Here is a 17,746-nt window from a genome sequence, read left to right on the forward strand (position 1 = left end):
GGGCGGTGCAGCGAAAGGACTACATGACAGAGAACGCCCCTCGGGCCGTGCCGGCGTCACCGGAACCGACACGCGGCACCAGACGACGACGGACCCCACGTCTGGCCACGACTTCGGGCGTCCTGACCTACGTCTTCATCGCGCTGGCCGTGCTCCTTCCGGTTCCGTATATGCTTCAGCTGCCGGGGCCGGTTTTCAACACCCTCGGCGACTACCAGGGCGATCCGATGATCAGCGTCTCGGGAGCCGAGACCTATCCGACGGCAGGTCGCATCGACATGCTCACGGTCGCCGTCAGCGGCGGTCCCGGTCGTGACGTCTTTGCCTCTCAGGCGCTCGGCGCACTCATCAGCGGCGACCAGACCGTGGTGCCCACGGAGGCGTATTACCCGCTGGACACCACGCGTGAGGACGTGACCGAATCGAATGCGGTCGAGATGTCCTCGAGCCAAGACGTCGCTGTCGCAGCCGCTATGGAGCAGATGGGCAAGGCGTATACCGTGCATCTGTCGGTCGATGAGGTCGTCGCCGATGCTCCGGCGCAGGGCAAGCTGCGCAAGGGAGACCGACTCATATCGGTCAACGGAAAGAAGCTGGACTCCGACCCCGAAGCTGCGCAGATCATGAGCAGGACCGTGCAGGAGTCCGACTCCGTCGAGCTCGGCATCGAACGCGACGGGAAGACGAAGACGATCAGTCTGACTCCCGGAACGGTCGACGACCGCAAGGCGATCGGCATCACGATGAAGCAGGACTTCGAGTTCCCCGTCGACGTGAAATTCAATGTCGACGGAGTCGGAGGGCCCTCCGCCGGAACGATGTTCGCTCTGGCCATCATCGATGAGCTCACCCCCGGTGCGATGACCGGCGGCAAGCATGTGGCCGGCACCGGGGAGATCACCCCCGACGGCGCGGTCGGGCCGATCGGCGGTGCTCGGCAGAAGGTGTCCGCGGCCACCGCGAAGGGGGCGACGCTGTTCCTCTCACCGGCCGACAACTGTGCGGAGGTCATGGCCGCCGCAGACCAATCCAAGATCACGGTGGCGCGCATCGACACGCTCGATGACGCGCAGACCACCGTGGAGCAGTACGCCGCCGGCAACACTTCGGATCTGCCGAAGTGTCCCGCCGACGGTGCCGACAACAATGAGAAAGGGCAGTAGTGAGCACCTCGTCCTCACCCACCTCCGCACGCATGCCGGCGAATCGGCCAAGACGTTCGCCGCTGCTGCTCACCCTCGTGTCTGTGGCGATCCTGCTGATCGCCTTCATCGCCTTCACCCAGGTCTACACCGAGGTGCTGTGGTTCCGCCAGATCGACGCTGCGGAGGTCTTCCGCACCATGTGGCTCACCCGCGGGCTGACGTTCCTCGGCGGTTTCATCCTCATGGCAGTTCCGGTCTGGCTCAGCCTGCACTTGGCCTACCGGCATCGTCCCGTCTATGCGCCGACGACTCCGCGACAGGAGAACCTCGACCGTTATCGCGAGGCCATCGAACCGCTGCGTCGGGTTGCGACGCTCGCGATTCCCGCGGTCATCGGCGTTCTCGCTGGCATCACCGCCTCGGCGAACTGGAACACGGTCCTCGAATGGATCAACTCGACGTCATTCGGTTCGAAGGATGCTCAGTTCGGCCTCGACAAGTCGTTCTTCGTCTTCGTCCTGCCCGGGCTGCGACTCATCGGCAATCAGCTGGGCATGGCTCTGCTCATGGCCCTCATCGCGGCACTCGTCGCCCACTACCTCTTCGGCGGAATCCGTCCCGGGGAGCAGAAGGGCGTCATCCTGACGAAGGCTGCTCAGTGGCAGCTGGGCATCACCGTGGCCGTCCTCATCATCGTTCAGGCCGGTCGGCTGTGGCTGTCCCGCTACGACAGGATGACCGCTGCCGGCGGAATCGTCCCCGGCGTCACCTACGTCGACGACCATGCCGCCCTGCCGGCGATGGCGATCGTCGCCATCGCGGCCGTCCTGGTGGCACTGCTGTTCGTCTACACCGCGTGGAAGGGAAACTGGCGGATCTCGATCATCGCCACGCTCACTCTCATCGTGCTCGGCGGCGTCTCGATCATCGCCTACCCGGCGCTGCTCCAGCAGTTCCAGGTCAACCCCTCACAGCAGAGCAAAGAGTCGGAGTACATCCAGCACAACATCGATGCCACTCGTGAAGCGTTCGACTTCGATGACATCGATGTGACACCGTACTCGCCGAGCACCAGCGGCAAGAAGGGGGACCTGCGCAAGGACGCCGAGACCGCGGCTTCGATCCGTCTGCTGGACCCGAATCTCGTCTCCGACACCTTCCGCCAGCTGCAGCAGGTGCGCCCGTACTATTCGTTCCCGCAGAAGCTCGATGTCGACCGCTACGACATCGACGGAGAGAAGCGAGATACCGTCATCTCCGTGCGTGAGCTGGCTCCGAGCTCGGTGAACAACCAGAGCTGGTTCAACCGGGCCATCGTCTACACCCACGGTTTCGGAGTGGTCGCGGCCAACGGCAACCAGCGCAACCCGGACGGCGAACCGCTGTTCATGGAATCGGACATCCCGCCGAAGGGCGACTTCCCCGAATACGAGCCGCGTGTGTACTTCGGCGAGTCATCGCCGGACTACTCGATCGTCGGTGCGCCGGAGGGAGCGACCCCACGTGAGCTCGACTATCCCTCCGATGAGAAGAGCGGCTCCGGCCAGGTGAACAACACGTTCGCCGGAGACGGCGGACCGTCGGTGGGCAATGTGTTCAACCGTCTCGCCTACGCTCTGAAGTTCCAGGACGAGCAGATCCTTCTCTCGGACGCTCTCAACGAGGACTCTCAGATCCTCTACGATCGTCACCCGCGTGAGCGCGTGGAGAAGCTCGCTCCCTTCCTCAAGGTCGACGGCGATCCGTACCCGGCCGTCGTGGACGGGAAGATCAAGTGGATCCTCGATGGCTACACCACTGCCGAGGACTACCCCTATTCGACACCGCAGCCGCTCCAGCAGGCCACCGAGGATTCGACCACGGCCTCGGCCCCGAATTCGGTGGCGACTCTGCCGGATGACGAGGTCAACTACATCAGGAACTCGGTGAAGATCACCGTCGATGCCTACGACGGTTCCGTCGACATGTACCAGTGGGACAAGGTCGATCCGGTTCTCAAGACCTGGATGAAGGTGTTCCCCGGACTCATCAAGTCCTCCTCGGAGATGTCCGGTGATCTGATGAGCCACGTCCGCTATCCGGAGGACATGTTCAAGGTCCAGCGCGATCTGCTCGCGAAGTACCACGTCACTTCCGCCAGTGAGTTCTACTCCGGTCAGGACTTCTGGACGCTGCCGACGGATCCGACGACGAAGGCGAGCAGCGGACTGACGCAGCCGCCGTTCTACATGACCCTGCAGATGCCGGGCCAGGAGTCGCCGTCGTTCTCGCTGACGAGCTCGTACATTCCCGCTCGGTCGTCCGAGGGGCAGTCGCGGAACAACCTCACCGGCTTCCTCTCGGCCGATGCCGATGCCGGAAACAAGAAGGGTGAGACTGCCGAAGGCTATGGCAAGCTGCGACTGCTGCAGCTGCCGCGCAACACGACAGTGCCCGGACCGGGCCAGGCGCAGAACAACTTCAACACCGCGCCGGATGTGCAGCGCAGTCTCAACCTGCTGCGTCAGGGTGAGTCCGAAGTCGAGAACGGCAACCTGCTGACTCTGCCGATCGGCGGCGGTCTGCTCTATGTCCAGCCGGTCTACGTCCGGTCTGCCGGCGAGACCTCGTATCCGCTGCTGCAGCACGTGCTCGTGGCCTTCGGCGAGGACATCGGATTCGCTCCGACTCTCGACGAAGCGCTCGACCAGGTGTTCGGGGGAGACTCCGGTGCCACGGCAGGCGATGCCGGCACCGAGGACAGCGGAGACGGCGAATCCGGATCCACCTCCGGCGGCGAGGGTGCGGATTCGAGCTCCGGTTCTCCGGACAAGGCACTCAACGATGCACTGCAGGAGGCGAAGCAGGCCATGGAAGACTCCGATGCCGCTCTGAAGGACGGTGACTTCGAGGAGTACGGAAAGGCCCAGGAGCGTCTGAAGAGCGCGATCGAGGACGCTGTGGCCGCTGATCCCTCGCTGGCCGAGGACGCAGCGGACGGGGAATCCTCCGCTCCCGCCTCGGAGCCGGCTGACGAAGGCGGTGACTCGGGCAACTGACCCTGAGCAGAACCGGTTCGGCTTCCTGACGCTGAACCGGTTCGAGCCGCCCGCGACGAATGCCCTTGGGAACTCCCAAGGGCATTCGTCGTTCTCACACAAGCAGAATTGGCTGGGGCCGACTGCCGAATCGCCGAGCGCTCGAGCTGCCGTCGCTGTGCCGAGTTATGCGGCGCGCGGTCGACGCTGGGGCGAGCGGTCGGCGAGGAGTCGGGGCACGCGTGCGGTGAATGAGAAGAACCCCCAGCCAGAAAACTGACTGGGGGTTCTGCCGCTGTCGTGGCGGGGGAGGGATTTGAACCCCCGACCTCCGGGTTATGAGCCCGGCGAGCTACCGAACTGCTCCACCCCGCGGCGTGTTCTTAACTCTACACGAGGGGTCACCTGGCGGCCAAACCGAATACAGGTGACCTCCGCCACATGGTCACTTGCCGTTCACCTGCAGGGTCTCAGGCTGCATGCCGGCGCTTCATCTGCGGGGCCTGGGGCAGTATGGCAGTACTTCCCGACGGGAAGCGCGCGGGTCTTGCATGTGATTGAAAGGTGAACTATAGTCATTCTTGTACTTCAAATTTCAACCAAAAGGAGAAATCATGACTGCTCTGCCTCAGGGACTCACCGCCGGAACCTGGAACATCGACCCCATCCACTCGGAGTTCACCTTCACGGCTCGCCACGCAGGCGTGTCGAAGGTGCGCGGCCACTTCGAAGAGATCGCCGGCAGCGTGAACGTCGGGGAGACCCTCGAAGACAGCATCGTCTCCGCCGAAGCCTCCGCGGACTCGATCAACACCCGCAACGAACAGCGCGACGGTCACCTCAAGAGCGGCGACTTCTTCCTGGCCGAAGAACACCCGAAGCTGAGCTTCACGTCGACCGCCATCAAGGCCGACGCCGCTGATGAGTTCGAGACCGTCGGTGAGCTGACGATGCGCGGCGTGACCAAGGAAGTCGCCTTCGCCACCGAGTTCGCCGGCGTCGCGACCGACCCGAACGGCAACCAGGTCGCCGGTCTCTCGGCCACCGCCACCGTCAACCGCAAGGACTTCGGCATGTCCTTCGAGGCTGTCCTCGGCGGCGGCGAGCTCCTCGTCTCCGACAAGATCAAGATCGAACTCGAGCTCGAGCTCGTCAAGGCCTGATCTGCTCTGAGCCGAGCTGCTGATCGGCGCATGCGCCGACACGGAGCCAGACTCAGCGGGCAGCGTCGCTGCCCGATACGGAAGGGGCGAACCGCATCGGCGGTTCGCCCCTTCCGGCGTCTCTCGGCTCAATGATGTCTGCACGTTCCCGCTCGGGGAGTACTCACTCGGCTTGAGTCCGATGGATGCTCATCGTCTCTGCCGCAGAGCCTCCGGGTGCTCCCGCAGATGCCCGCCGAGGGCGATGAACAGCTGTGCGCCCTTGTCGACGTCTGCGACGGACTTGCAGAAGGAATACCGGATCGATGATCGATAGGCCTCATAGGCCGGGCTCCCCGGCCTGCACAGAGCCGGTACGGGAATCCCGACCAAGGAGAATTCCCTGGCCAGCAGATCGTTGAGCTCGAACGCATCGAGGTCCGTCAGCGCAGAGAAGTCCACCACTGTGAAATAGCCGGCGCGCGGAGTGGACACTTCAGCGCCCGGCACCGTGCGACAGGCGGAGACCAGAACCTCGGCGCGTGCCCGCAGCGAAGCTCGGTTCTCGGCGACGAACGGCGAATCGTCGGCCAGCATATCGGCCATTCCGATCTGCATCGGGCCGCCGGCCGTGAACGACAGGAACTGCTTGACCGTCTGTATGGCCTGACGCACCTCGGGCGAGGCGATGACCCAACCGATCTTCCACCCCGTGGTGTTCCAGGATTTGCCCGCCGAGGAGACCGTGACGACCCGTGCAGAATCCTCGATCGCCACGGCCGGGGGAACATGCCCCTGATCGGTGAGCACGAGCTGCTCGTAGACCTCATCGGAGACCACCCAGGCATCGACCGCCTCGGCTGCTCGACCGATCCGGACGAGATCTGCGGCAGAGAAGATGAACCCCGTGGGATTGTGCGGAGTGTTGACGAGGATGATCTCAGGGGCGACCTCAGCGATGACGGAATCGAAGACATCCCAATCCGGGGCGAATCCGCCATGGTCATCGGGCAGGATCGGTACCGTGTGCAGCGTTCCGCCGGCAGCGGCGATCGCCGCCGGATAGGAATCGTAGAACGGTTCGAAGGCGACGAGGGAGCCGCCCCGCGGCAGCAACGCGAGGATCGCAGCTGTCAGGCCCTCCGTGGCACCCGCCGTGTAGAGCACCTCGTCAGGATCGACCCGCTGACCGAAATCACGACCGCGCTGAGCGGCCACCGCCTCGAGCAGCTGCGGGAAGCCCTGACCAGGGGCGTACTGATTGAATCCTGCGCGCATCGCCTCGGCGGTGGCGGCGATGAGCGCCTCCGGAGGCTCCGTGCCCGGAGCGCCCTGGCCGAGGTTGACGGCTCCGACCTCGGCGGCGAACTTCGTCATCTGGCCGTAGATGGTCTCACCGATCGACCCGTCAGGATTCGTCAGACCCGCGGATTCGGCCATCGAATGCCACAGCGGGGCCCTCATGATGTCCGGCATCACGACACCTGAGCCGGGGCGACACGCCCGAGCCGGTCGAGGGCCGCTTCGTGGAGACGCGAATTGCTCGCCACGGCATTGCCTCCGAAAGGACCTGGCACGCCGGCCGTGTTCGTGAAGGTGCCTCCGGCCTCGAGCACGATTGGAACGAGCGCGCCCATATCGTAGAGCGCGAGTTCCGGCTCGCAGGCGAGGTCGACCGCGCCCTCGGCCAGCAGCATATAGGAGTAGAAGTCGCCGTATCCGCGAGTGCGCCACAGCGAATCGCAGAGGCCGAGGAACTCATCGAGGATTCCCAGCTCTTTCCACCCCGACAGCGACGAATACGACAGGGATGCATCGTCGAGTGCGTCGACCGATGACACGCTGATGCGTTCGGCCGCGGACCCGAGCTCGGTCGCATAGGCGCCCAGACCCGACTCCGCCCACCACCGGCGTCCGAGTGCGGGAGCCGAGACCACTCCCAGCAGCGGACGGTCGTCGTAGAGCGAGATGAGCGTGGCCCACACGGGCACTCCGCGCACGAAGTTCTTCGTTCCGTCGATGGGATCGATGATCCACCGTCGTGAAGAGCTCCCGTGCGCCCCGAATTCCTCACCGAGCACACTGTCATCGGGTCGAACTTCGGCGAGGCGATCCATGATCGCCTTCTCCACCGCACGGTCGCACTCTGTGACCGGAGTCAGGTCGGGTTTGGTTTCGACGGCGAAGTCCTGTGCCCGGAAGTGCGGGTGGCTGATGGCATCGGCGAGATCGGCGAGTTCGATCGCCAGGTCGAGGTCGTTCATGCCTCCAGCCTATCCAGTCGAGGGCAGCAGCCGGCGCAGGGACTCCAGTCGTGAGACTCCTCCAGGACCGGCCTTGCCGTCGGCCACCCAGTCATCGAGTCGGCAGCCGGGGGAGTCGGCGAGGTGAGTGCAGCCACGGGGGCATTCGGCGGTGGCGTCGACGAGTTCCGGGAACGCGGAGAGCAGTGTTTCCCGGTCGACATGGGCCAGTCCGAAGCTGCGCACTCCGGGGGTGTCGATGAGCCATCCGCCGCGTTCCAACGGCAGGCACACGGCCGACGACGAGGTGTGACGTCCGCGTCCGGTGACGTCATTGACATGTCCCGTCGCCCGGTCGGCGGCGGGCACGAGGATGTTGGTCAGGGTGGACTTGCCCACCCCGGAATGGCCGACGAGGACGCTGATGCGTCCGCGGAGGTGTTCGGCTACCTCGGCGTGGGGATCGGCTTCGTCGAGAGCCGAATCGTCCTCGGTCGACCGAGCCACGGCCGCATCGGCATCGGGGTCGATGGAGGATTCGACGATGTCGACCCCAGCGGCGGAGAATCGCTGCCTCAGTTCCGTGGCCGGGTGCAGGTCGGTCTTCGTGACGATGAGCAGGGGAGTGATGCCCGCGTCGAAGGCCGCGACAAGGGCCCGGTCGATGAGACCGAACGAAGGTTCGGGATCCACCGTGGCCGTGACGATGCCCATGACATCGACGTTGGCCACGAGGACGCGCTCGGTCGGGTCGGTGTCATCGGCGCTGCGGCGCAGCAGGGTCTGCCGCTCGGTGACCTCCACCAGCCTGGCCAGAGTCCCCTCGGTTCCCGACGTGTCACCGACGAGGCGGACGATGTCGCCGGGAACGATCGCGTGCTTGCGCAGGTGAGAGGCTCGCACTGCCGTCACCGAGGCGGCCCGCCGAGACCGCTTCCCCTTCTTCCGGGACGGGGAAGCCGAAGGGAAGTTCCCATCGTCGTCGGCGAGGATGACGCGGTACCTGCCCCGATCGACGCCAGTGACCAGACCGGAGACTGCATCCTTGTGATCAGGACGGTTCTTCGTCCGGGGGCGTGAGCCACGTCGGTTCGGTCGGGGACGATAGTCCTCGTCGCGGAAGATCTTCGCCATCTCAGGCTCCGGGTGTGAGCATGGCTTCCCACAGCTGGGTGAAGGCCGGCAGGGTCTTTGCCACGGTGCCGGCGTTCTCGATGACCATCCCGTCGTTGCGCAGGGCGAGGACGGCGCCGGCCATGACCATGCGGTGGTCGTGGTAGGTGTGCCACAGTGCTGGGCGCAGCTGTCTGGCGCCGGTGATCGTCAGCGAATCGGCATGCTCGACGACGTCGACGCCGATGGCACCGTACTCCCGAGTCAGCGCGGCCAGGCGATCGGTCTCGTGCCCGCGCAGGTGTCCGATCCCGCGCAGCCGCGAAGTGCCTTCCGCCAGCGCCGCGAGGGCCGAGACCACCGGGGTGAGCTCGCCGACCGCGGACAGGTCGAGATCGACGGCGGTGAGAGTCTCCGGACCCTGCACATGCAGTCCGTCTCGGTCGAGACGGACCGTCGCACTGAAGGCCTCGGCGATTTCGCGGAAGCCGTCTCCGGCCTGCGTCGTATGTGCGGGCCATTTCGCGATGGTCACGGAACCGCCGGTGGCGACGGCTGCGGCGGCGAAGGCGGCGGCGTTGGAGAGGTCGGGCTCGACCTGGACGTCGAGCCCGCGCGGCAATCCGGGTTCGACGATCCAGCGTTCGGGCTCGGGTTCGCTGATGTCGACGCCGGCATCGCGGAGGACTTCGATCGTCATGTCCACATGCGTGCGACTGGGCACTGAGTCAGCAGTGTTGGTCAGTTCGAGGCCCAGGGGCATGACTGGAGCGGCGAGCAGCAGGCCGGAGACGAATTGGCTCGAAGCGCTGGCATCGATGCCGATGTGGCCGCCGCGCAGCTGCGAATCGGCATGGATCGTCATCGGCAGGGTGCCGTTCGCCGAGGTGATCGAAGCGCCGAGTTCCCGCAGCGAGTCGATCGTCACTGACATCGGCCGCGCCCGGGCCTGTTCGTCACCGTCGAGGACGATGTCACGTCCGGTCAGCGCCGCGAGCGGCGGGATGAAGCGCATGACGGTTCCGGCGAGACCGCAGTCGATGGTGATCGGAGAATCCGGCCCGGCATCGTGCGCGGGCGCATCCGAACCGGCGAAGGGGAGCGGCTCGACGTGGAGCTCATCACCGTTGTCGTCGATCACGGCACCGAGGCGGCGCAGAGCCTCGATCATGAGCAGAGTGTCCCGGCTGCGCAGCCATCCTGTCAGGTCGGAGCTCGAACGGGCCAGGGCCGCGAGGATGAGATAGCGGTTGGTCAGGGACTTGGAACCGGGAACGGCGACAGCGGCGGAGACGGCGGAACCGGCGACCGGCGGCTGCCAATCGCCGGTCACCGGGGGAGTGTGTGTGGAGATGTCAGTCAACTCCGAGCGCGTTCAGGGCCTGTTTCGAGGTGTCTTCGACGCTCGACCACAGGTCTTCGGCCGCGTGCTGGGTGCGCCACCACAGGCCGGGGCGACCGGCGGTGTCGACAGCGGCGAGCAGCGCGCCGCCGAGCATCGAGGTGCGCAGCAGGGTGCGTTCGTTGCGGGCCTTCTTCTCCTCCTTCGACGCCGTCTTGTCGGCAGACAGACGCTCGCCGACGGTGTCGAGCAGATAGGTGCCGACGAGGATCGAAGCGCTGAGGCGGGGGAAGCGACCGATGGCCAGCAGCGAACCGGCTGCGACCTGAGCAACACCGGTGGCGCGGGCGAGAGTCACTGCGTCGACCGGGACATCGGCCCGCTTACGGGCCTGGTTGAGCAGCGGGCCGACCGATGCGGCAGCCGCTTCCGGTTTGCGCAGCCGGTCGACGCCGTTGAGGATGTAGCCGGCGGCCAGCATGGGCCGTGCGATCAGACGAATGGGAGACACAGTGGTCCTTCCTACGTGGCGGTCATCTCACTGGCAAGCATAACTGCTGAGGTGGGAATAGTGGGACGCCGACCCGATGTTGTAGGGGTGAAGCCATTCGACGGGCGGACCCGTCGCGAAGTCGACAGGCAGAAGGAGAAGTCTATGAGCGCCACTGCCGTCCTGGAGAGAACGGGCGTACCATTGACTGCGATGACCGAATCAGTCAAAGAAGCCCCCGAAACCGCCGCCGAGAGGTCGGAGCGTTTCGAGCGGGATGCTCTGGAATATGTCAACCAGCTCTACGCAGCTGCTCTGCGTATGACCCGCAACCCGGCAGATGCCGAGGACCTCGTTCAGGAAGCCTATGCGAAGGCGTACGCGGCCTTCCACCAATACAAGCCCGGAACCAATCTCAAGGCGTGGCTGTACCGGATCCTGACGAACACCTTCATCAACAACTACCGAAAGAAGCAGCGTCAGCCCCAGGAGCACGGCAGCGAGGACATCGAGGACTGGCAGATCGCGCAGGCGAACAGTCACTCGTCGTCCGGAGGGCGTTCGGCCGAACTCGAAGCCCTCGACCACCTTCCCGACTCCGATGTCAAGGAAGCGCTCTCGGCTCTGCCCGAGGACTTCCGCATGGTCGTGTACTACGCCGATGTCGAAGGCCTGCCGTACAAGGAGATCGCCGAGATCATGGAGACGCCGATCGGCACAGTGATGTCGCGACTCCACCGCGGGCGCCGACAGCTGCGGGAGATGCTGGCCGACTACGCCGCCGAACGCGGTTTCGTGAGTCCCGAGGGAGGTGCGAATTGAGCAACGAGGGATGCTGCGAAAGCGTCAGGGCCGAGTCTCTGATGCGCATCTACCACTATCTCGACGGAGAGCTGACGACGACGGAGATCCGTGAGATCTCGATCCACCTCGAACAGTGCCCGTCGTGTCATGACGAGTACGAGATCGAAGCGCTGCTGAAGGAGCTTGTGCGTCGTTCATGCAGCCACGACCGTGCCCCGATGGGACTGCGTGAGAAGATCCGCCAGCGGATCGCACTGGAGCAGAACTCCTGACTCGAGGCTCGAGCAGAGCCGGAGCGTTCCGGGAACAGCGAAGGCGGGAAGAGATTCGATTCTCTTCCCGCCTTCGTCATTCACCGAACGAATCAGCGAATCATGCGTTTGGACGCTTGCCGTGGTTGGCTTTCTTACGGCGGCGATCGCGACGCTTACGGCCACGCTTGCTCATTGTGCCCTCCTTTGATAGACGCTCAATTGTCTCATGATCGTCCGAGCAGAGCAAAGTCGGACCAGGTCACACAGTGCGCCGGCTCAGCTGTCGCCGAGGACGTCCTGGACCCCCAGCCAGTTGAACCAGCCGCGGTGCAGAACCAGCCACGCCAGGAGCCCATAGCCTTCCTGTGCCGGCAGATGGTCCCGTGACGATGCGACCTCGCGCTGCCATACGGGATGGCCGAGGAGGGGAGTGAAGGTGTCGACATAGGTGATGCCGCGCCTCTTGGCCACGTCCGAGAAGCTGGTGTTGAGCTCGGCGATGCGTCGATTGCGATCCCCATCGTGCTCCGGCGGTGGGCCGAGCACGAAGGTCGAGACCTTCCGGGCCAGGGCCTCGTCGAGGATATTGGCCACGTCGAGCCGTGCCCTGGCCACCGATCGACCCGAGTCGAGGTCGCCGGAGCTCAGAGCCAATACCAGACGGTTGTCCCCGTCGGGTGTGAATCGCAGAGACGCCTCGGCGATCGTGCGCGCATGGAGTCCGGCGGAGTCCTCGGTCGGCACCGCCAACGGATACACCTTGAGCTCTGGCACGCTCGGCAGAGTTCTCGCCGTCACTCGTCCGACCCACCCGAGGCCACGGCCATCGCCGTGGCCGGCGACCAACGGGCCTCCGACCACGGCGATGGTTGTGGTGATGTCGCTGCTCACCGGCTGAAGATCCGCTCGACGAGATCCTTCTGCTGAGCCTCGTGGAAGTGCTTGAGCCCGGTCGAGGTGGCTGCAGAAGCGGCACGGGAGATGACCTTGACCTCACGGCCGCCGAGGAGCTCGGGCAGGTGCAGTGCCATGAACGGCCAGGCACCCTGGTTCTCCGGCTCCTCCTGGGCCCAGACGATCTCGGCATCGGCCGGGAAGCGGTCGAGCACAGCGGTGATGGCCGCCTCGTCGAGCGGGTAGAGCTGCTCAAGGCGGACGAGAGCCATCTTCTGGTCGTTGTCCTTCTCGCGCTTGGCCTTGAGCTCCCAGTAGAGCTTGCCGGAGACGAGGACGACGCGTTCGACCTGCGAGGCGTCGACGTCCGTATCGTCGATGACGGCCTGGAACCTGCCCGAGGTGAATTCCTCCGGCGAGTTCGCAGCGGCCTTGAGGCGGAGCATCGACTTCGGGGTGAAGACGATGAGCGGACGCTTGTTCGTCGTCGAGGCGTGGCGACGCAGCAGGTGGAAGTACGAGGCCCCTGAGGACGGGCAGGCCACCGTCATATTGTTCTCGGCGCACAGCTGGAGGTAACGCTCGATGCGGCCCGAGGAGTGGTCAGGTCCCTGTCCCTCATAGCCGTGGGGCAGGAGCATGACGACACCGGAGTTCTGCTGCCACTTCTGCTCGGAGGAGGAGATGAACTCGTCGATGACGGTCTGTGCACCCTGTGCGAAGTCACCGAACTGCGCCTCCCACGCCACGAGAGCGTCCTTGCGTTCGACGGAGTAGCCGTATTCGAAGCCGACGGCCGCATATTCGCTCAGCAGGGAGTCGTAGACCCAGAAGCGAGCCTGATCCTCGGTGAGGTTCTGCAGCGGCGTCCACTCATTTCCGTTGACCGAGTCGATGAGCACGGAGTGACGCTGGACGAACGTGCCGCGACGGGAGTCCTGGCCGGCCAGGCGCACCGGGACGCCGTCCATGAGCAGCGAGCCGAAGGCCAGCAGCTCGGCGAAGCCCCAGTCGATCCCGCCCGAGAGCGACATCTCCTTGCGCTTCTCGAGCAGAGCGCGCAGCTTCTTGTGGACCGTGAAGCCCTCGGGGATCTCGGTGAAGGCCTCACCGATGCGCTGGAGCATCTCGGGGCTGATGGCTGTTTCGGAGTCGTTGAAGGTCTCGATATCGCTCGGCTCGTAGGGAGCGTTGAACGCTTCTCCGTCGTAGGATCCGGTCTCGGCTTCCTTGGTCTCGGCGAAGGCCGATTCCAGCTTCGACTGGTAGTCCTTGAGCGCCTCGGCGGCCTCTTCGTCGGTGATGCACTTCCTGCCCACGAGCGATTCGGTGTAGAGCTTGCGCACCGACCCCTTCTTCTCGATGAGCGAGTACATCGTCGGCTGGGTCATCGACGGGTCGTCGCCCTCGTTGTGGCCGCGACGGCGGTAGCACACGAGGTCGATGACGACGTCGCGGTTGAATTCCTGGCGGTATTCGAAGGCCAGGCGAGCCGCGCGCACGACGGCCTCGGGATCATCGCCGTTGACGTGGAAGATCGGGGCGTTGATCGACTTGGCCACGTCCGTGCAGTAGAAGGAGGAGCGCGCCGAGGCGGGGGGAGTGGTGAACCCGACCTGATTGTTGATGATGACGTGGACCGTTCCGCCTGTGCGGTAGCCGCGCAGCTCGGAGAGGTTGAGCGTTTCGGTGACCACGCCCTGGCCGGCGAATGCGGCATCGCCGTGGACGAGGACCGGCAGGACGGTGAAGCCCGCCTCGCCCTGGTCGACGAGGTCCTGCTTGGCGCGGACGATTCCTTCGAGGATCGGATCGACGGTCTCCAGGTGGCTGGGGTTGGCTGCGACGTAGACACCGGTGGTGTTGCCTGCCGGTGAGGTGAACGAACCCTGGGTGCCCAGGTGGTACTTCACATCGCCCGAGCCCTGGACGCTGTCCGGGGACATGGTTCCGTCGAACTCGCGGAAGATCTGCGCATAGGATTTGCCGGCGATGTTCGTAAGGACATTGAGGCGACCGCGGTGGGCCATGCCGATGGCGACCTCGTCGAGACCGGTGTCGGCGGACTGGTTGAGGATCTCGTCGAGCAGGACGATCGCGGACTCTCCGCCTTCGAGGCTGAAGCGCTTCTGTCCGATGTACTTCGTCTGCAGGAAGGTCTCGAAGGCCTCAGCGGCATTGAGGCGACCGAGGATGTGGCCCTGCTCCGACCGGGTGAGCTCCTGATGCGGGACCTCGATCTTCGACTGGAACCAGCGACGCTGGACCGGGTCGGCGATGTGCATGTACTCGAAGCCCGTGGTTCGGCAGTAGCTCTCGCGCAGCAGTCCGAGGATGCTGCGGAAGGGCATCATCGGCTTCGCGCCGAATCCGCCGGTGGGGAACTCGCGTTCGAGATCCCACAGGGTCAGGCCGTGCTGATTGATGTCGAGGTCGGGGTGGGACCGCTGCCGGTAGACCAGGGGATCGATGTTGGCCATGAGGTGGCCGCGAGTGCGGTAGGCATCGATGAGTTCGATGACTCGTGCGGTCTTGTTGACGTCGTCCTGGTCCTCGGCCGAGACGTCGGGAACCCAGCGGACCGGCTCGTAGGGCAGGCGCAGGGATTCGAAGACATCGTCGTAGAAGCCGTCTTCGCCCAGCAGGTAGCTGTGGACGAGCTTGAGGAACTCGCCCGATCCGGCGCCCTGGATCACACGGTGATCGTAGGTCGAGGTCATGGTCAGCACCTTGGACACGGCCAGGGAGTTGATGGTCTGCTGGCTGGCACCCTGGAATTCGGCGAGATAGTCGAGCGCGCCGACGCCGATGATGCAGCCCTGGCCCTTCGTCAGGCGCGGCACGGAGTGGACGGTGCCGATTCCGCCGGGGTTGGTCAGCGAGACCGTGGTGCCGGCGAAGTCGTCGGCGGTGAGCTTGCCCTGGCGTGCCTTGTCGACGAGGCCGTCGTAGGCGTCGACGAACTGACGGAAGGTCAGCGTCTCGGCCTTCTTGACGTTGGGCACGAGCAGGGTGCGAGACCCGTCCTTCTTCGGAACGTCGATGGCGAGGCCGAAGTTGATGTGAGCAGGGGAGATCATCACGGGCTTGCCGTCGCGGACATCGTAGGAGACGTTCTGCGAGGGGAAGTTCTGCAGCGCGCGGATCACGGCGAAGCCGATGAGGTGGGTGAACGAGACCTTTCCGCCACGGGTCCGCTTGAGGTGCGAATTGATGACGATCCGGTTGTCGATGAGCGCCTTGGCAGGCAGTGCCCGGACCGACGTGGCGGTCGGGACTTCGAGCGACTCATCCATGTTCTTCGCGATGAGCTTCGCTGGTCCGCGCAGGGGAGTGATCGTCTCTTCGGGTGCGGGCTTCGGTGCAGTCTCCTTCGGAGTGACCTGCGGCACGGACTTGGTCTCGGCCTTCAGCGTCTCGGACTCGGCCGAGGACGGGGTGACTCCGCGGGATGTCGCCGGCGCTGCGGTGGAAGCCGGGGACTTGGCCTCTGTCTTCTTCTCAGCCGGCTTCGCCTCCTGCTTGGCGGCGGGCTCGGCAGCGGACTGAGCGCCTCCGCCGTTCTTCTCGTACTTGTCGAAGAAGGGCCACCAGGACTGGTCGACCGAATTCTTGTCTGACTTGTACTGCTCATACAATTCCTCGACCAGCCACTCGTTCGACCCGAAGTCTTCGACGGTGCGGTTAGGAGTATTGACGGACACGGCGTTGATCGCCTACTTCCTGATTCAAGACTTGCTGCTTAACGACATCTCCAAGCCTAACGTGATGTGCCATCGAATGTGCAGTTAAGGGACAATAGTGTTATGCGTTTCATCTCAAATGACCCGAACACCGATCTCACCTACTCCGATGTGTTCCTCGTCCCGAATTCCTCGACCCTGACTTCGCGCTTCGCAGTCGACCTCACCACAACCGATCCGACCGGGTCGACCACACCGCTCGTCGCGGCGAATATGACCGCTGTATCCGGTCGACGGATGGCGGAGACGATGGCCCGGCGCGGGGGACTGGCGGTGCTGCCGCAGGACATCCCGCTGACCGCTGCGCAGGAGACCATCGCCTGGGTGAAGAGCCGTGACCGGATATTCGAATCCGCATTGCGCTTCGCCCCCGAGGACACAGTCCTCAATGCCCTGCACGTGCTGGCCAAGCGTCCGCACGGCTTCGGCGTCGTCGTCGATTCCGCAGGCAGGCTCGAAGGCATCATCAATGCCGCGGATCTGCGCGGAGTCGACCGTTTCACCTCGGTGGCGGATCTGCTGGACTCCTCACCCCATGTCATCCGCGCCTCCGAAGTCGACTGGGAGGACTCCGGGCGGCTGGAGAACCTCTTCGAGTCGATGACGGAGTCCCGGGCGGAGTTCGCCGCTGTCGTCGACGACGAGAACACCGTCCTCGGCAGCCTCACTCCGAAGTCGCTGCTGCGCTCGTCGATCTATACGCCCAACGTCGATGACCAGGGCCGACTGAAGATCGCCGTGGCCATCGGCGTCAACGGCGCTGCGGTCGAACGTGCCGCGGCCCTCGTCGAAGCCGGTGCCGATGTCCTCGTCGTCGACACCGCACACGGCCATCAGGTCAAAATGCTCGACACGCTGTCGGCGATCGCCGATGCCGAGCTCGGGGTCCCGATCGTGGCCGGCAACGTCGTCACCGCCGAAGGGGTCCGTGACCTCGTCGCGGCCGGCGCCGACATCGTCAAGGTCGGGGTCGGCCCGGGAGCCATGTGCACGACCCGGATGATGACCGCCGTCGGTCGTCCGCAGTTCAGCGCAGTGCTCGAATGCGCCGAGGCGGCTCGTGAGCTCGGTGCACATGTGTGGGCCGACGGCGGAGTCCGCTACCCCCGAGACGTCGCCCTGGCCCTGGCGGCCGGAGCTTCGCAGGTGATGGTCGGATCCTGGTTCGCCGGCACCCACGAATCCCCTGGCGACCTGCTCGTCGACGGCGACGGTCGGAAGTACAAGGAGAGCTTCGGAATGGCGTCGGCACGCGCCGTGGCCAACCGCACCCGCACGGAGTCGGCCTTCGCCAGGGCGCGGAAGGGACTGTTCGAAGAGGGCATCTCTTCGTCGACGATGTACATCGACCCGGAATCTCCGGGAGTCGAGGACCTGCTCGACGCGATCACGTCGGGCGTGCGCAGCTCCTGCACCTACGCCGGAGCCGGTGACCTCGGGGAGTTCGCGCGTCTGGCCGCGGTCGGAGTCCAGAGCGCCGCCGGATACGAAGAGGGCCGACCTGTGTCGGGAAGTTGGTAAGATCGCCTCATGCACAGTGACAGTCCCGGCCGGCGGGA

Annotated in this window: 14 protein-coding genes and 1 tRNA gene; 6 read left to right on the forward strand and 9 right to left on the reverse strand. The window is 65.0% G+C overall.

What is annotated here, in order from left to right; translation table 11 throughout:
* Window positions 1–23: 23 nt before the first annotated feature.
* Entirely contained in the window at window positions 24–1,163 is a 1,140-nt protein-coding gene (locus BLIN9172_RS03800) for a YlbL family protein (protein ID WP_101553911.1), read from the forward strand.
* Window positions 1,163–4,183 carry a UPF0182 family membrane protein gene (locus tag BLIN9172_RS03805; RefSeq protein WP_101553912.1) on the forward strand — a complete coding sequence of 1,007 codons (3,021 nt, stop codon included), beginning with the start codon at window positions 1,163–1,165 and terminating at the stop codon, window positions 4,181–4,183. Before BLIN9172_RS03800 ends, BLIN9172_RS03805 begins: the two co-directional genes overlap by 1 nt.
* A gap of 280 nt (window positions 4,184–4,463) precedes the next feature.
* Here BLIN9172_RS03805 and BLIN9172_RS03810 read toward each other — a convergent pair.
* Window positions 4,464–4,537, reverse strand: a tRNA-Met gene (locus tag BLIN9172_RS03810).
* Between the two features lie 239 nt (window positions 4,538–4,776).
* Between BLIN9172_RS03810 and BLIN9172_RS03815 the strand changes: the two genes are divergently transcribed.
* The gene (locus tag BLIN9172_RS03815) at window positions 4,777–5,325 is read left to right on the forward strand and encodes a YceI family protein (RefSeq protein ID WP_101553913.1); all 549 of its coding nucleotides are present in this window, start codon (window positions 4,777–4,779) and stop codon (window positions 5,323–5,325) included.
* A gap of 189 nt (window positions 5,326–5,514) precedes the next feature.
* Here BLIN9172_RS03815 and BLIN9172_RS03820 read toward each other — a convergent pair whose 3' ends face one another.
* The 5 genes from BLIN9172_RS03820 to BLIN9172_RS03840 are packed head-to-tail and all read right to left on the reverse strand — an operon-like array spanning window position 5,515 to window position 10,513.
* Window positions 5,515–6,780, reverse strand: a complete 1,266-nt coding sequence (locus BLIN9172_RS03820) for an aminotransferase class I/II-fold pyridoxal phosphate-dependent enzyme (protein WP_101553914.1) — start codon at window positions 6,778–6,780, stop codon at window positions 5,515–5,517.
* Window positions 6,780–7,568, reverse strand: a complete 789-nt coding sequence (locus BLIN9172_RS03825; protein WP_101553915.1) for an inositol monophosphatase family protein — start codon at window positions 7,566–7,568, stop codon at window positions 6,780–6,782. The genes BLIN9172_RS03820 and BLIN9172_RS03825 overlap by 1 nt, the downstream gene beginning before the upstream one ends.
* A 9-nt stretch (window positions 7,569–7,577) precedes the next feature.
* Window positions 7,578–8,681, reverse strand: coding sequence for a ribosome small subunit-dependent GTPase A (gene rsgA, locus BLIN9172_RS03830; RefSeq protein ID WP_101553916.1), 1,104 nt, complete (start codon window positions 8,679–8,681; stop codon window positions 7,578–7,580).
* 1 nt (window position 8,682) lies between these two features.
* Complete coding sequence (gene aroA, locus BLIN9172_RS03835; protein ID WP_101553917.1) at window positions 8,683–9,993, reverse strand: 3-phosphoshikimate 1-carboxyvinyltransferase; 1,311 nt, start codon at window positions 9,991–9,993, stop codon at window positions 8,683–8,685.
* A gap of 22 nt (window positions 9,994–10,015) precedes the next feature.
* Window positions 10,016–10,513 (reverse strand): DoxX family protein, encoded by a 498-nt coding sequence (locus BLIN9172_RS03840; RefSeq protein WP_025776941.1) that lies wholly within the window; start codon window positions 10,511–10,513, stop codon window positions 10,016–10,018.
* 192 nt (window positions 10,514–10,705) lie between these two features.
* Here BLIN9172_RS03840 and BLIN9172_RS03845 point away from each other — a divergent pair, with 192 nt between their 5' ends.
* Together BLIN9172_RS03845 and rsrA are read left to right on the forward strand one after the other, a co-directional pair.
* Window positions 10,706–11,314, forward strand: a complete 609-nt coding sequence (locus BLIN9172_RS03845; protein ID WP_025776940.1) for a sigma-70 family RNA polymerase sigma factor — start codon at window positions 10,706–10,708, stop codon at window positions 11,312–11,314.
* Window positions 11,311–11,568 carry a mycothiol system anti-sigma-R factor gene (rsrA, locus tag BLIN9172_RS03850; protein ID WP_025776939.1) on the forward strand — a complete coding sequence of 86 codons (258 nt, stop codon included), beginning with the start codon at window positions 11,311–11,313 and terminating at the stop codon, window positions 11,566–11,568. The genes BLIN9172_RS03845 and rsrA overlap by 4 nt, the downstream gene beginning before the upstream one ends.
* Window positions 11,569–11,668: 100 nt before the next feature.
* On the opposite strand, the gene BLIN9172_RS18800 is transcribed toward rsrA, so the two are convergent.
* The 3 genes from BLIN9172_RS18800 to BLIN9172_RS03865 all read right to left on the reverse strand — a co-directional run bounded on the left by BLIN9172_RS18800 (window position 11,669) and on the right by BLIN9172_RS03865 (window position 16,148).
* Entirely contained in the window at window positions 11,669–11,743 is a 75-nt protein-coding gene (locus BLIN9172_RS18800) for a 50S ribosomal protein bL37 (RefSeq protein WP_098731028.1), read from the reverse strand.
* An 83-nt stretch (window positions 11,744–11,826) separates the two neighbouring features.
* Window positions 11,827–12,441 carry a GDSL-type esterase/lipase family protein gene (locus BLIN9172_RS03860; RefSeq protein ID WP_025776938.1) on the reverse strand — a complete coding sequence of 205 codons (615 nt, stop codon included), beginning with the start codon at window positions 12,439–12,441 and terminating at the stop codon, window positions 11,827–11,829.
* Window positions 12,438–16,148, reverse strand: coding sequence for a multifunctional oxoglutarate decarboxylase/oxoglutarate dehydrogenase thiamine pyrophosphate-binding subunit/dihydrolipoyllysine-residue succinyltransferase subunit (locus tag BLIN9172_RS03865; protein WP_101553918.1), 3,711 nt, complete (start codon window positions 16,146–16,148; stop codon window positions 12,438–12,440). The genes BLIN9172_RS03860 and BLIN9172_RS03865 overlap by 4 nt, the downstream gene beginning before the upstream one ends.
* A 102-nt stretch (window positions 16,149–16,250) precedes the next feature.
* On the opposite strand from BLIN9172_RS03865, the gene guaB1 reads away from it, so the two are divergent.
* Window positions 16,251–17,708: a GMP reductase gene (gene guaB1, locus BLIN9172_RS03870; RefSeq protein ID WP_101553919.1), complete on the forward strand. Its 1,458-nt coding sequence runs from the start codon at window positions 16,251–16,253 to the stop codon at window positions 17,706–17,708.
* Window positions 17,709–17,746: the final 38 nt, after the last annotated feature.

It is taken from the genome of Brevibacterium linens ATCC 9172 (genome assembly GCF_900169165.1).
Taxonomy (GTDB): domain Bacteria; phylum Actinomycetota; class Actinomycetes; order Actinomycetales; family Brevibacteriaceae; genus Brevibacterium; species Brevibacterium linens.

Coding starts and splice junctions, on each gene's coding strand:
- BLIN9172_RS03820 (WP_101553914.1), bottom strand. CDS start 6,780: ATGCCGGACATCATGAGGGCCCCGCTGTGGCATTCGATGGCCGAATCC.
- BLIN9172_RS03800 (WP_101553911.1), top strand. CDS start 24: ATGACAGAGAACGCCCCTCGGGCCGTGCCGGCGTCACCGGAACCGACA.
- BLIN9172_RS03845 (WP_025776940.1), top strand. CDS start 10,706: ATGACCGAATCAGTCAAAGAAGCCCCCGAAACCGCCGCCGAGAGGTCG.
- rsgA (WP_101553916.1), bottom strand. CDS start 8,681: ATGGCGAAGATCTTCCGCGACGAGGACTATCGTCCCCGACCGAACCGA.
- BLIN9172_RS03815 (WP_101553913.1), top strand. CDS start 4,777: ATGACTGCTCTGCCTCAGGGACTCACCGCCGGAACCTGGAACATCGAC.
- guaB1 (WP_101553919.1), top strand. CDS start 16,251: ATGCGTTTCATCTCAAATGACCCGAACACCGATCTCACCTACTCCGAT.
- BLIN9172_RS03825 (WP_101553915.1), bottom strand. CDS start 7,568: ATGAACGACCTCGACCTGGCGATCGAACTCGCCGATCTCGCCGATGCC.